The organism is Glaciibacter kafniensis, assembly GCF_039538945.1.
Classification (GTDB): domain Bacteria; phylum Actinomycetota; class Actinomycetes; order Actinomycetales; family Microbacteriaceae; genus Cryobacterium; species Cryobacterium kafniensis.
The window spans coordinates 250404-264446 of sequence record NZ_BAABCN010000003.1 but is presented as its reverse complement, the minus strand read 5'-3'; the positions used below and the strand labels follow the sequence as shown (position 1 = coordinate 264446).

Genomic DNA, 14043 nt, shown 5'->3' with positions numbered 1-14043 from the left:
CTCCGCGTTTTAGCCTGTCGAAGCCGTCACCTCATGGGGAGGTGAGGACTGACTTGGGGAGAAACAACTATGAAAAAGAAGCTTATGTTTGGGGCGCTCATCGCCGGCGCGCTCATGTTCGGAGCGGGTACCGCGGCGCCGGCCATGGCCGCAACCAACCTCATCACCAACGGATCTTTCTCCAGCCCCACCCTCGCCGTTTCGACGCTTTACAACGCCGGCACGTCGATTTCCGGGTGGAGTGTTGATACCGCGAACGGCTACCAAGTTCAGTCCGGGCTCTATATCGAGCGTGCGCCCGGCGGGGAGCAGTCAGGGAACGTCATGGGTGCGATTTCGCAGTCATTCCCGACCGAGGTCGGGAAGACCTACACCGTCTTGTATTCGTTGTTCCCAGGGAAGTCACAGCAGGATCCCCTGCCGCTCGGCAATGTCCCGCTTACGGTGCGTGTGACAAATGGCACGCAGGTCGATGCGGTGCAGAACGTCAACTCTCCGGCAACTGGTGCCGTGGGCACCACGTTCTCGTTCACCGCGTCGGGAACGACGACCAAGATCAGCTTTTCCAACCCCTACATGGCGGTCGGACTCGACAGCATCTCCGTGACCGAGGTCCCTGTCGACGACAGCCCGATCATGATCCCGGCGATCGCCGGTGGGCTCGGAGTGGCCGCACTCGCCGCCGGTTCCGTGCACCTGCTCGGTCGCAAGAACAAGCGCGCCTCCGCATAGATTGCCGTCGTGCCCCGGGATCGATGCCTGTCGTCCCGGGGCGCGCCTCTTTCGGGAACGGGCAACCACCGAACCGGGAATCGTCAACCACCGAAGCTGACCGCACGAGACCCGCTGTCGGGAAGCCTCGGCCACCGAGTTGCTCGAGGGCTTCGTTCGATCGGGGCTCCGCGTTTTAGCCTGTCGAAGCCGTCACCTCATCGGGAGGTGAGGACTGACAGCTATTAGGGGAAACACCACCATGGGGAACACCACAATGAAAAAGCGAATCCTGATGGGGGCACTCGTTGCCAGCGCGCTCATGTTCGGAGCTGGCGCTGCGGCACCCGCAATGGCGGCCGACAATTTGGTCGCTAATGGAGGCTTCGATGCACCGGTCACGAACAACGGCCAGTACCTTGCGGGATCGCAGTTCGGGGGCTGGACGGTCGGCAGCGGGGGGACGGGCGGATCCATGCAGGTCTGGTGGGATGCGGCGCTGGCGGGCCCGTACACCAACGGCGCTTACGCGGGAGTGCAGGGCACGATCGCGCAGACCATCCAGACCGAAGTCGGAAAGACCTATGCCCTGGCGTACTCGGTCCGAGCGGCCGGCTATTTCGATGTCACTAAACCCGGCTGGCAGGGTGGCGTCGCCGGTGGGACGAAGATCGACGGCGCCACCGTTGACACGTTCACGACCGTCACAAGTCCGGTCTACACCGAGCGGACATTCGTGTTCACGGCAACCGGTACCTCGACGGAACTGTCGTTCTTCGGCGTCACGAACTACATCGGCCTCGACACCGTCTCGGTCACTCTCGTGCCAGAGAACGACAGCCCGATCATGATCCCGGCGATCGCCGGTGGGCTCGGAGTTGCCGCACTCGCCGCCGGTTCCGTGCACCTGCTCGGTCGCAAGAACAAGCGCGCCTCCGCATAATCCGCCTTCATTCGCACAGTTAGGGAGTCACCTTGTATAACCCCTTTCCGCCCGTGGCAGCCGGCGCCGTCGGCGTGCTCGCGGTCACCGGTTTTCACTGGATGGGACTTGCGATGATTGCCGTCCTGGCGATTCTGGCTGGCTTGGTCGCTCTTCGCACTGTGGGAATGAAAAACCGGAGCGTTGCTCATGAGCAGTAAGGCAGGCGTCGGCAGGCAGCGGATGCGTCGCACGGTGCGGGCACTCGTCGGAGTCGCCCTCGCAGCAGGTGGCGTGCTGCTCATGTTGAATCACGCTTTGCTGCGTCAGACGGAGACGGTGCTCGCTGCGGCGTTGGCTGACGCGGTGACCCCGGGATCGATGTATGTCGTCCCGGGGTCATTCAGCTTCTTTTGGGCGTCGGCCACACCAGAGATGCACGGGCTTCGTATCACGCCCGAATGCACCGTCGCCTTTCTGGTCGGCCCGCTTCTGATACTCGCGGGGCTCATCCTCGCCAGCGGGCGCTTCAGCCTCTCACGCACCCTCCTCGCGACCACGCTCTCGGCGGGAGTGCTCGTGCTGGCCAACCAGGCGCGAATAGTGCTCATCGCCTGGGCAACAGCCAAATGGGGTGTGGCCGATGGCTACCAGTGGTCGCACACAGTGGGCGGCTCCGTCGTCGTCGGGATCGGCGTCGCACTGGCGCTCACGGCATTCATCATTGCGCTGACTGCTGGTCGTCGGCGCAGCAGAGGCCAGACACAGACTCCCCGGCACAGCGCAGTCGGCCACCGGGCAAGCTGATGCAACTCCAGGCGGTTCTCGGCGTTGCGCAAGCGCTCAGTCTCTTGCTCAGCGTCACCTTCTTCATGTATATCGCGGTGATCGTTGTTCCGTTCCTCCGCAGCAAGCCGGAGGAAGCGGGCTCCTCCGAAAAGTTCGATTGGCACTTCTTTGTTCCGTGCCGCGACGAGGAAGCGGTGATTGCCGCGACGCTCGACTACCTGACCAGCACCTTTGCCCACGCACATGTCTGGATCATCGACGATGCGTCGGATGATCGAACCGCCGAGATTGCGGCAGACTTCGCGCGTGCCAACCCCCGCGTCCATCTCGTGCGGCGGCAGCTGCCGGAGGCACGCACCGGAAAAGGCGACGCGCTCAATGCGGCCTACGACAGTCTGAACGTATTTCTCGGCCTCGCGCCGGGGGCAGACCGCGATCGTGCGATTGTGTGCGTCGTCGATGCCGACGGCTCGCCCGCCGCAAACTGTCTCGACATCGTGAGTTCGTCCCGGCTCTTCGGGAGCGCGGATGTCGGGGGAGTGCAGATCGAGGTTCGCATGAAAAACTGCGACGACACACCTCCGGGCAATCGACTTCAACGGTTCGTCGGCAAACAACTCGTGCGCATGCAAGACATCGAGTTTCGCACCGTCATCGCCGCCGTGCAGCAGTCTCGCCGAAAGAGCAACACGGTCGGCCTCGGCGGCAACGGCCAGTTCGCGCGGCTCTCTGCGTTGGACGGACTGCAAGAACAGTTCGGACGGCCGTGGCATGGGTCGCTGCTGGAGGATTTCGAACTCGGCGTGCACCTGCTTCTGCTGGGATGGCGCAACGCCTACACGGCGTCGACCTACGTGGCGCAGGAGGGCCTGCCGTCGCCGAGTCGCTTCATCGTGCAACGCACCCGGTGGGGGCAGGGCGTGATGCAGTGCATCAAATACCTGCCCAAGCTCTGGAGCTCGCCCCATGTGAGCAATCTGGGGGCGCTCGAGATGGGTTACTACTTGTTTCAGCCCTGGATCACCCTGCTCGGAACCCTGATCTATACGGTGCCGGTGGCGTTCTTCGGCTACGCGCTTGTGACCGTCGATGGGATGCTCTACCAGGTGTTGCACGGCTGGATCGGGATCTTGCTGATCGTCTACGCGGTATTCGGTATCGGGGTCTTCGCCTTGTGGGGAATCATCTACCGCAAACGATTCACCCCGGAGCGGTCATTCCTCGTGGGATTCGGGTGGGGCTTGGCCTATTTCATCTACGTTTACGGGTTCTACATCACGACCTGGAAGGCCTTCGGGCGGATCCTCCTGGGTCGAAGCGGCTGGTCTAAAACCCGCCGCAACTCCGAGGTCGGCGTACTCGGCCCGATCGCGCTCGACCACTGAGCCCCGCTCTTAGCCCAGCGTGATGCCGCGTTCGCTCATAAACGGAATCGCGTCGATGGCTTCATCGTTCACGCGCACTTCGAAGTGAAGGTGCGGGCCAGTTGCTGCGCCGGTGCTGCCGACCAGGGAGATCGTCTCGCCTGCCGCCACGCTCTGGCCGACGCTCACAAGAATTGAGCTGTTGTGGGCGTATCCGGTCTGGATCCCATTGCCGTGGTCGATGAGCACCCATTCGCCGTAGGTCCCATTTTCACCGGCAAAGACGACGGTGCCGGCTGAAGCAGCGACCACCTGAGTGCCGGTAGGGGCTGAAATGTCCGTACCGCTATGGAATGAATTGACGCCGGCGACAGGGAGGTCGGGGCGCGCACCGAACGAGTCGCTGATGGTTCCAGATACGGGAAGCACCCAGCCGCTCGCCACGGGAACTGCCGCTGTGGGCGCTGCGGCAGCCACGACCGGCGCAGGTGCAGGTGCAGGTGCCGGTGCCGTCACCGAGAAACCGTCGCGCTCGATGTCCGCCGTCACTGTCGCATCACTGACGACCATCGATTGTGCGCCCCTGCCCACGGCGAACTCCTGCGACGCGCCAGGTGCTGTGCCCGAAGCGGCTGACTCGACGGCCAGAGCGGGAGTGGATGTGGACACGGCAATCAGTCCGACGACGAGGATGGCCGATGCTCCGAGAATCTCCTTACGCACTCGCTGCCCTCCTGCTGAAGAAGAAACCAAGCGGCGCGGTTGGTGCGGGCCGGGCGGGGCGCACGGAGGTGTGGAGCATCGAAAGAGTTCCGAATCTCGCCACGAGGTGGCGTCGTCGAGGGTCGGAATCCTCACGCACGCGGGGAGAATACCGGGGCACGCGGGGGACGTGCCTCCTGAAGCGCCAGAGGCTTTCAGGCCGCGAGCAGACCGTTCAGACCGATTCCCATCGGTCACGTCTGCCGCATCTCTGCACGACGGTACGTGGCCCGACTGGGAGACACCCGGAAGATGAATCATATTCACCTGTATGCAGGCGCATTGATTCTCGCCGAATCGGGGCGAGCCAGTTGCTGATTGGACCAAGTCGTTGCTTGCGCATCGGATCGCATCGGGAGAAGGATGTAGACATGAGCGACTGGGAGAAGATCGCAGCACACCGGCCACTCGTCCTCGTGCTGATGGGCGTGTCCGGATGCGGAAAATCGACGGTGGCAGCGATGCTCGCGGGTCGCTTGCACTGGGAGTTCGAAGAAGGTGATTCCCTGCACCCCGCTGCCAATATCGAGAAGATGGCGGCCGGACATCCGCTGACTGACGCCGACCGGATGCCCTGGCTGGCGCTCGTCGCCGACTGGATCGAGGGGCGTCTTGATGCGGGCGAGAACGGCGTCATCACGTGCTCCGCACTGAGACGCTCGTATCGCGAGATCGTGAATCGCAGGAATTCCGGGGTGCTGTTCGTCTATTTGGCCGGCAGCCGAGAGTTGATCGAGAGTCGGATGGCCGCCAGGCAGGGCCACTTCATGCCGACGGCGCTCCTCGACAGCCAATTCGCCACACTGGAGGCGCCGGGGTCGGATGAACCGGCGATCTCTGTCGCGATCGGACGAAAGCCGAAGGCGATCGCGAAATCGATCATCACCGAGCTGCATCTCACCGACGTGCCGACGTCCGCACTGCGAGCGTTGAAACCGCGCGACTGACCAGGTGCGGCTGAACAGGATGGAGAGCGCGATGAACCTTCTGGAGCACGCAACTTCTGCACTGAACTGGATGGGCGTGCATGCTGCGACCAACCCCGTCGACGAACCATGGAACAGTCACGACACCCAGGTCCTCATCGTGGCGGCGCTCGGCATCGCCATCGTGGTCGTACTCATTGTGTGGGCGAAGTTCCATGCATTCTTAGCACTGACGATTGGCGCCCTGTTTGTGGGAATCGGCTCTGGCATCCCGCTGGACAAGGTGACCGCGTCATACGAGCTCGGTGTCGGCGGCGTCTTGGGCTACGTCGGTATCCTGATTGCGCTCGGCGCCATGCTCGGCAAACTCCTCGCCGATTCGGGCGGCGCCGACATCGTGGTGAGCACCATTTTGAAGGGTCGCCCAGCCACACTGCCGTGGAAGATGGCCCTGATCGCCGGAATCATCGGCATCCCGATGTTCTTTGAGATCGGGCTCGTGCTGCTGATTCCCATCGTCATGCTTGCCGTTCGGCGCACGAATACCCCGGCGATGCGGCTCGGCATCCCCGCGCTGGCCGGCCTGTCAGTGCTCCACGGCTTTGTTCCCCCGCACCCCGGCCCGCTCGCCGCGATCGGGATCCTGGGCGCGAATGTCGGATTCACCCTGGCGATTGGTTTGGTCATCGCGATTCCGACGGTGATTGTCGCCGGGCCGCTGTTTGGGCGCCTCGCCGCCAGGTGGGTACCCATCGGCGCCGCTGGCGCGGGGCTGGCCGTGAGCGAGACGACGGCAGAATCCAACAAGGAAAAGGGAATCCAGGAGACCGGCGCTCAGGATCCGACGGCAACCAGGAGCCCCAGGTTCGCCTGGACGATGACCACCATCCTGTTGCCGCTCGTGCTCATGTTGCTGAAGGCGGCCTCAGACATCTGGCTCCCGAAGGACACCACGGCGCGCACGGTGCTCGACTTCATCGGCGACCCGGTTGTGGCGTTGCTGCTGGCGGTACTGCTGGCCATGGTGACGTTTGGAACCAGCGTGGGCTTCTCGGCATCCGTTCTGGCAACGAAGATCGGGCAGAGCCTGCTGCCTATCGTTGGCGTCGTGTTCATCGTCGGCGCGGGCGGCGGGTTCAAGCAGGTACTGATCGACGGCGGCACCGGAACAGCTATCGCCAAGATCGCCCTCGCAGCCAGCCTCTCCGCACTCTTCCTCGGATGGATCGTGGCCGTACTCATTCGACTGGCCACCGGTTCGGCAACCGTGGCTACCGTCACCGCGGCCGGAATTGTCGCTCCGCTCGCCGCCGGTCTTGGCGCGGGTCAGCTCTCCCTCGTCGTACTTGCGATCGGCGCCGGATCGCTGTTCTTCTCACACGTGAATGATGCCGGATTCTGGCTGGTGAAAGAGTACTTCGGACTGACGGTCGGGCAGACGATCAAAACCTGGTCGGTCATGGAGACCATCATTTCGGTGATGGGCCTCGGGTTCACGCTGCTGTTCTCGCTGTTCCTGTGATCCGGCGGGGCCCCTCGGACGGTCGTCGTGGTCCGCGCACCACATCGGGAACGGCACGCCACCGAACCGGGAACTCTCAACCACCGACCCCGACCGCGCGCGACCCTCGGCCGGGAAGCCTCGGCCACTGCGTTACTTGATCGCTTCGTGTGACTGACACTCCGCGCCCTAACCTGTCGTAGCTGCGCCTCAGTCGGAGGTGAGGACTGATAGCTGTGGGGGCCACACCATTTTGGCACGAACTCGTTCCCGTCGATCCTTGATTTCAGCGATCGCCCTGTGCGTGATGCTCGGCATCACACTTGCGGGCTGCAGCGCTCCTGAAGGCGCTCACACTCCTCAGGCTCCTCAGCTCGGGACCGCGAGCCTCGACCCTGGCGTGAAAGACATGACCGTGCTCGTCGTGGGCGACTCTCTCGCCCGCGCATTCGGCTCGGGGATGTCTGAAGTGGTGTCCGACCGCAACGTCACCGTGGTCAACGCCGCGATCGGCGGCTGCGGAATCATGCTGCCCTCGCAGCAGATGGTCAACAACGTGCTCACCGACGCCACCGAGTGCAACCAGTGGCCGACTGAGTGGCCCGCGCTGCTCGAGCAGTACCAGCCCGACGTCGTCTACCTGACCACTGCGTTCTGGGACGCAGCGAAGCAGATGATCGATGACTCTGGCGAGCCGAAGAACTTCGAAGACGCCGCGTTCCGCCTTCGCTACGCCCAGAACGTCGACCAAGTGCTCAGTATTCTCACCTCCACCGGGGCGACCGTGTACATGGACAACATGGCCCACGACACGAACTACGAAGCCCAGGTCGACGCGGTCACACGCAACGCCGACGCTGGCCTCACAGTGAAGCTCATCGATGTGTACGGGCAGATGTGCGTTTCAACCGGCGACTGCCCGTGGTTGATCAACGGCATCAAGGTGCTTGATGAGACCGGCCACCCGGCCGGCGAATCTCGCGACCGGTTGGCCCGCTTCATCCTGAACCAGATGAAAGCTGGCCTGACCGAAGGGTCCAAGTAGGCCAACATGACGATGGCGCTCACTCGGCGAGAGGCACGGACGCGAGAGGCGTGGGCGGGAGAGGGTGGCGGCATCCGAACGAGCATTCGTCATCGGTCGCGCCGCCGCGGCCCGAACATCAACGTCGACGTCAACGGAAGTGGAAGTGGGCGCGGCCGTATCGCCGCGATCGATGGCCTCCGCGCGCTCGCCGTGCTGGGCGTCATGGCCTTTCACTTCGGTCTTCCGCTCGGCGGCGGTTTTCTCGGCGTCGATCTCTTCTTCGTCATCTCCGGCTTCGTGATCACGCGGATGCTGCTTGCCCAGTGGGCGAACCCCGGGGGTGTCAGGCTCGGGCAGTTCTGGGTCTCCCGCGTCAAGCGCCTGCTTCCGGCGCTGGTGACGGTGCTCCTCGCCGTTCAGCTGTGGATGCACGTCGGCGCCGGCTATCCGATGCAGAAGGCGGCGAACGGACAGACCCTGGCTGCCCTCGTCTACGGCTCGAACTGGTTTGAGATCTTCAACGACGGCGGCTACTGGCAGGTCGATAGCTCGCTCGCACCACTGACTCACCTGTGGTCGTTGGCCGTCGAGGAGCAGTTCTACCTGATCTGGCCGCTCGTGCTCATCGTGCTCATGCGACGGATGCCGACCCGCCTGCGCGTCGCGATCGTCGCGGTCGGTGCCACCCTCGCCTATCTGCTCGCGGCTGTTCTCGCAGACCCGGCCAACACCGACCGCGTCTATCAGGGAACCGACACCCGTTCGGGAGCGCTCCTTCTCGGCGCCCTCGCCGCGCTGGTCGTCGGCAGTCATCTCTCGACGTGGGTGACACGGTGGTGGGCCGGCGCGGCATCCGTCGTCGTGCTCGCTGTCTTGTGGGTCGTCGCAGACGGAGGCACACTCGAGTTCTATGCCTGGCAACTGCCCTCCGCGGGACTTGCGGCGGCGGTGCTCGTCTCCCACCTCGCCCGTGGCGGCGCGTTGCTCACGCGAGCGCTCGGCTGGCGTCTCTTGGGGGTCGTTGGCGCGATCAGCTACGGGCTCTACCTGTGGCACTGGCCGGTCTGGGTGTTCCTCACCTCGACGCCGTTCATCGCCGCGCCCGTCGCCCAGATCGTGGTGGCGTTTACCGCATCCTTCGTGCTCGCAGCTGGTTCCTTCGTTCTGATCGAGCGCCCAATCCGGCGCATGTCCGGTCGAACCGGATGGATACTCGGGGCGCTCGTCGTCGCGGTGGTCATCACCGCACTGAGTGCCATGCTCTTCCAGCCTGACGCTCCTGCCGAGCAGACGACCGGCATCATCGTCACGAACTAGGCACCCAGTAGCTGTCGAAGGCCCATCGTCACCGCCGCGAAGGTCGAAGACCGCTGCGCCTGATGAGTTCAGGGGGCGTCGCGGTTTTCGACCCTCGTGACGCGAAACGGGCCGACCGCGGATGCCGCCACGCGGGTTCAATACCGTAGCGAGGGTTGGCGTGCCGCCACAGCGGTGGTCGACTCCGTGGGGTCTCGTGTGCGCGTCGCTGAGAGTTTCACGACAGCCTGCGAGCTAACGAGAGAAGGACATCCACACGATGTGTGGATGTCCTTCTCTTCTGGTCGGGGTAACAGGATTTGAACCTGCGACCTCGTCGTCCCGAACGACGCGCGCTACCAAGCTGCGCCATACCCCGATGGCCCCGTGGGCCTTTATTAGTATAGACGCTCCGAGAGGTGCTCGGTGACAGTTAGGCGTCTACGGCCGTCAAAGTGAGCAAGGTTGCTTCGGGTGGGCAGGCAAAACGCACCGGAGCATAGATGGATGTTCCGAGGCCGGCCGAGACATTGAGAAAAGCAGTGCGGAGGCCCTGGTTCCACAGACTCAGACCACGCACCTGACGGCGAGGAATGTCACAGTTGGTGACGAGCGCGCCGAATTTAGGCACGCAGACCTGCCCACCGTGCGTGTGACCGGCAAGAATCAGCTGGGCACCGTGATTCACGAAAGAGTTGAGAACCCGCTGATACGGGGCGTGTGTGACCCCGATGGTCAGAATGCCGTCTGCGACGGCAGGCTGGGCGGGGTCCGGCCAGGTTTCCTCAGCGAGCGGGTCGTTGGCTCGCATCTCATCGATGGCGCCGGTGATCAAGTCCAATCGGTCGAGGCCGATGTGGGGATCGTCGACACCGAAGAATTCGAGACGAGTTGCGCCAATTGACACAACGTCTGCGGCATTGTTGAGATCTTTCCAGCCGAGCCCCGCGAAAACACGGTGCAGGCTGTCGATATCGAGACGTGCCGGGTAGTTGTGCACGAGCGACGGTCCGCCGAAGTATTTGAGCGGGTTCTTCAGCTGGGGGCCGAAGTAGTCATTTGACCCGTTGACGAAGACGCCGGGGATGCCGGCGAATGGCTCCAAGGCATACTCGATACCCGAAACCCCGTCGACATGGCCCAGGTTGTCACCGGTGTTGACGACAAGATCAGGTTTGAGAGTGGCGAGGCTGCGCACCCACTCCTGCTTGTCGCGCTGCCACGGCGCCATGTGCAGGTCGGACAGGTGGAGCACTCGGAGCGGGGCAGAACCGGCGGGCAACACCGGAACCCGCACCTGACGCAGCGTGTAGCGCTTGCGCTCCACAAGCGAGCCCCAGGCGAGCGCCGCAAGTCCGGCCCCGGCCACGAGGCCCGCGGCAGTGGTGAGAACCCTGCCGCCGGCGTTCAGCGGACTCATCAGCCGTTTCCGCCGTTGCCATTGCCGTTGCCGTTCTCAGCCCCGTTGCCGTTGCCGTTCGCGGCGCCGATGGTCTTGCCGACGACGATCATGACGTTCGAACCCGGTGCGACGGTTGTTCCGGCGCCCGGCTCAACCGAGATGACTTTGCCGTTCTTGGTGAGGTCGTCGGTCTGCTCGATCTTGACTTCGACCTGGAACCCGCTGAGCGCGCTCTGGGCGTCTTTCTGAGACTTGCCGACGACATCCGGAATCGTAACGGCCTTGCCGTCGCTCGAATAGACGGTGACGGTTGCGCCACGATCGGCGGTCCCTCCACCGGCCGGGTCGGTGCGAGCGACGGTGCCGGCGGCCGCATTGTCACTGACAGCGCCGCCGTCGGAGAAGGTGAAGCCGGCCGATTCGAGGGTCGACTTGGCGTCAGCCATCGACTTTCCGCGCAAGTCGGGAACCGGCACCTGCACCGCGTAGAGCACCGAGGAGGATGCCTCGGGGAACTCGTCTCCACCGTACTTGGCGTTGGCGACCGACATGACAGCACCCCACATGCGGTGCCGAGCCGTGGCGGCCGTGCCGTCAGGAAAATCGATGTCGCGCTGGTTGGCGAGGCCATTCGGGCCACCGCGCAGCGAGACGACGCCGGTGACCGTGGCAACCTTGGTGCTTGCCCCACTCATCCACGTGTCGTAGTTGCCGTCGGTGGTACCGGTCTTGCCGATCATCGGAACACGCGGTGACGTGCCGTACAGAGCGGCGGTGGCGCTTCCCTCGGTCATCACCTTGCCCATCGCGTACTGCATGCCTGCGGCGACGGTGGGGTCAACGGATTGGCTGCAGGTGGAGGCCGGAACAGCGCGCTCCGTGTCATCCGGGCCGATGATCTTGTCGATGGCGATCGGCGAGCACGTCGTGCCGTTGTTGGCCATGCCGGCGAACGCTGCGGCCATGGTCAGTGGCGCGATCTCGTTGGTGCCGAGAACCGAACCGGCCCCCTGCTCCAGCGGGTTGCCGTCGGCGCGGTGCACGCCGAATGCTTCGGCCGTCTTGCGGATGCCACAGAGGTCGAGCTTCTTGGCCATACCGATGAAGCCTGTGTTGATCGAGTTGATGGTCGACTGGAGAGCGCTGTAGTTGGTTCCGCTTTCGTTCGCGTCGTTCTTCGGGTTGAAGCCCGGGAAAGTCTGCGAGCCGAGGCAGCTGTCCTGGAAGGTTCCCCAGTCCGACTTGCGGGCGGAGTTGACGCGCTCGTTCAACGAGTGGCCTTCTTTGAGCCACTCGGCCAGGGTGAAGGTCTTGTATGTCGAGCCGGGCTGGAACCCGTTTGACCCGCCGTATTCGGAGTCGGTGTTGTAGTTGATGCTCGAGTAGTCGGCGCTTGTCTCCAAGACTGCGGGGTCCTGGCTGTAGAGCTTGCTCTGCGACATCGCGAGCACGCGTCCGGTTCCCACCTGCACACTCGAGATGACGCCGGCCTCGTCCCAGCCGGCGTAGGTCGTCGGAACCTGCGCGCGGAGCGTGGCGGTTGCCGTCGCCTGAACATCAAGGTCGAGGGTCGTATAGACGTCGTAGCCGCCGCGTTTGAAGTTCATGAAACGCTCGTCTTCGTTGTCGCCGAAGGTGGGATCGTTCTGCAGGATCTTGGTCACATAGTCGCAGAAGTAGGCGTTGTCGCCGGCCGTCTGGCAACCCGTGCTCGGCTCCTGGATCGCCGGTTCGATCGGGGTGGCGATTGCCGCGGCGTATTCCTCCTGGGTGATCTTCTTGAGCTTGGCCATCTCGCCGAGGATGTAGTCGCGGCGCACCTTGTTGGCGGCATAGCCGTTCGCGGCGCCGTTGGTCTCGCTGTCCGGCAGGTCGAGCTGGAACTTGGAGGGGTTGTTCACGATCGCGACGAGGCTGGCTGCCTGGGGCAGGGTCAGGTTCGCGGCGGTCGTCGAGTAGTAGTAGTTCGCTGCCGACTCGATGCCGTAGACGGTTCCGCCGAAGCCGGTGATGTTGAGGTAGCTCTGCAGGATCTGGTCCTTGGAGTACTTCTTCTCAACGCCGATGGCGAGGCGCATCTCTTTGAGCTTGCGGTCAATGCTGGTCTTTGTCGCATCGTCGTAGCAGGACATGCGATCTTTCTCGACCGTCATGACCTCGCACTTCTGCACCAGAACGTTCTTGACGTACTGCTGGCTGATCGACGAGCCACCACGGGTCGCGCCGCCGGCCACGGTCTGGACCGCGCCCTTGACGGTGCCCTCGACGTCGATGCCACCGTGTTCGAAGAAGCGCGGGTCTTCTCCGGCCACCGCGGCATCCTTTGCAAACTGGCTGATCTGATCTGACGCCACCTCGACGCGGTTCTGGTCGTAGAAGGAGGCGAGAAGTACGGGGCTGCCATCACTCTGGGTGGCATAGATGTTGCTCTTCTGGGAGAGCTGGTCGATCGCGAGGAACTCAGGAAGGTTCTCGAACACGCCGATCGTATTTGTCGCAGCCATACCGGACAGGGCCAAGGCGGGAGTGACGGCAACCGTGACGAGTACGCCGGCAACGGCACTCATCCCGACGAAACCAAGGACACCGCCGAGCACGCCTTTGGCCGTTCGTTTTTTGACAGACATAGGATTGACACTATAGGGACGAAGCTGAACATCAGCTTGAATAGGAGAGACATGCCTGCTTGGGAATACCTCACAACGCCGTTGATGATTCACAACACCGCCGCAATCTTGAACAACTGGGGCTCTGAAGGGTGGGAGCTCGTGCAGGTTGTCAACGGACCAGAAGGCGGACTCGTCGCCTACCTCAAGCGCCCCGTCGCCGGCGCCGACACCACTGAAGGAGCCTGAGCATGTCACAGATCGAAGCGCGTCTCGCCGAACTGGGAATCGAACTCCCGACTGTCGTTCCGCCCGTGGCCAGCTACATTCCCGCCATCGTCTCCGGCTCGCTGGTGTTCACATCTGGTCAGCTGCCGATGGTGTCTGGCGCCCTGCCGGCCACCGGCAAAGTGGGCGATGGTCACGGACTCGTCCCCGCAGCGGATGCGCGTGACTACGCTCGCATCTCTGCCCTGAACGCGCTCGCTGCAATCAAGTCTGTGATCGGTTCACTCGACCGCATCACGCAGGTCGTCAAGGTGACCGGCTTCGTCGCATCCGACCCCGCGTTCACCGGTCAGCCCGGTGTCGTCAACGGCGCCTCCGAGGTGCTCGGCGAGATCTTCGGTGAGATCGGCGTTCACTCGCGCTCAGCCGTTGGCGTCGCGGTGCTCCCGCTCGATTCGCCGGTCGAGGTCGAACTGATCGTTTCGTTCGCCTAAACAACACGACGTGCA

14 protein-coding genes and 1 tRNA gene are annotated in these 14043 nt (G+C 63.5%); 11 read left to right on the top strand and 4 right to left on the bottom strand.

The genetic code is table 11. The features are described 5' to 3' along the window. Positions 1–69: 69 nt before the first annotated feature. From ABD791_RS09115 to ABD791_RS09095, 5 genes are all read left to right on the top strand, one after another. On the top strand, positions 70–732 hold the full coding sequence (locus ABD791_RS09115; protein WP_345065167.1) for a DUF642 domain-containing protein: 663 nt from the start codon (positions 70–72) through the stop codon (positions 730–732). Positions 733–988: 256 nt separating this feature from the next. Next, a complete protein-coding gene (locus ABD791_RS09110) occupies positions 989–1654 on the top strand; it encodes a carbohydrate binding domain-containing protein (RefSeq protein ID WP_345065164.1) in 666 nt (221 codons plus the stop codon). 32 nt (positions 1655–1686) lie between these two features. Beyond that, positions 1687–1854, top strand: coding sequence for a hypothetical protein (locus tag ABD791_RS09105; RefSeq protein ID WP_345065161.1), 168 nt, complete (start codon positions 1687–1689; stop codon positions 1852–1854). After that, positions 1844–2440 carry an archaeosortase/exosortase family protein gene (locus ABD791_RS09100; protein ID WP_345065158.1) on the top strand — a complete coding sequence of 199 codons (597 nt, stop codon included), beginning with the start codon at positions 1844–1846 and terminating at the stop codon, positions 2438–2440. The genes ABD791_RS09105 and ABD791_RS09100 overlap by 11 nt, the downstream gene beginning before the upstream one ends. After that, entirely contained in the window at positions 2440–3807 is a 1368-nt protein-coding gene (locus tag ABD791_RS09095) for an XrtP-associated glycosyltransferase (RefSeq protein WP_345065155.1), read from the top strand. The genes ABD791_RS09100 and ABD791_RS09095 overlap by 1 nt, the downstream gene beginning before the upstream one ends. Positions 3808–3816: 9 nt before the next feature. On the opposite strand, the gene ABD791_RS09090 is transcribed toward ABD791_RS09095, so the two are convergent. Continuing rightward, positions 3817–4509, bottom strand: a complete 693-nt coding sequence (locus ABD791_RS09090; protein WP_345065152.1) for a M23 family metallopeptidase — start codon at positions 4507–4509, stop codon at positions 3817–3819. Positions 4510–4919: 410 nt separating this feature from the next. Here ABD791_RS09090 and ABD791_RS09085 point away from each other — a divergent pair, with 410 nt between their 5' ends. The 4 genes from ABD791_RS09085 (at position 4920) to ABD791_RS09070 (ending at position 9319) form a co-directional block, all read left to right on the top strand. Then, complete coding sequence (locus ABD791_RS09085) at positions 4920–5495, top strand: gluconokinase (protein ID WP_345065149.1); 576 nt, start codon at positions 4920–4922, stop codon at positions 5493–5495. Between the two features lie 70 nt (positions 5496–5565). After that, positions 5566–6996, top strand: a complete 1431-nt coding sequence (locus ABD791_RS09080; protein ID WP_345065317.1) for a GntT/GntP/DsdX family permease — start codon at positions 5566–5568, stop codon at positions 6994–6996. Between the two features lie 286 nt (positions 6997–7282). After that, complete coding sequence (locus ABD791_RS09075; protein ID WP_345065314.1) at positions 7283–8020, top strand: DUF459 domain-containing protein; 738 nt, start codon at positions 7283–7285, stop codon at positions 8018–8020. 6 nt (positions 8021–8026) lie between these two features. Continuing rightward, entirely contained in the window at positions 8027–9319 is a 1293-nt protein-coding gene (locus tag ABD791_RS09070) for an acyltransferase family protein (RefSeq protein ID WP_345065147.1), read from the top strand. Positions 9320–9600: 281 nt separating this feature from the next. Here the strand turns inward: ABD791_RS09070 and ABD791_RS09065 are convergent. The 3 genes from ABD791_RS09065 to ABD791_RS09055 all read right to left on the bottom strand — a co-directional run bounded on the left by ABD791_RS09065 (position 9601) and on the right by ABD791_RS09055 (position 13327). Beyond that, a tRNA-Pro gene (locus ABD791_RS09065) sits at positions 9601–9677 on the bottom strand. Positions 9678–9731: 54 nt separating this feature from the next. After that, positions 9732–10718, bottom strand: coding sequence for a metallophosphoesterase (locus ABD791_RS09060; protein ID WP_345065144.1), 987 nt, complete (start codon positions 10716–10718; stop codon positions 9732–9734). Then, complete coding sequence (locus ABD791_RS09055) at positions 10718–13327, bottom strand: transglycosylase domain-containing protein (RefSeq protein WP_345065141.1); 2610 nt, start codon at positions 13325–13327, stop codon at positions 10718–10720. The genes ABD791_RS09060 and ABD791_RS09055 overlap by 1 nt, the downstream gene beginning before the upstream one ends. A 51-nt stretch (positions 13328–13378) precedes the next feature. Here ABD791_RS09055 and sp36 point away from each other — a divergent pair, with 51 nt between their 5' ends. Both sp36 and ABD791_RS09045 read left to right on the top strand, forming a co-directional pair. Next, complete coding sequence (gene sp36 / locus ABD791_RS09050; RefSeq protein ID WP_345065139.1) at positions 13379–13555, top strand: Sp36 family protein; 177 nt, start codon at positions 13379–13381, stop codon at positions 13553–13555. Positions 13556–13557: 2 nt separating this feature from the next. Then, complete coding sequence (locus ABD791_RS09045) at positions 13558–14028, top strand: RidA family protein (RefSeq protein WP_345065137.1); 471 nt, start codon at positions 13558–13560, stop codon at positions 14026–14028. Positions 14029–14043: the final 15 nt, after the last annotated feature.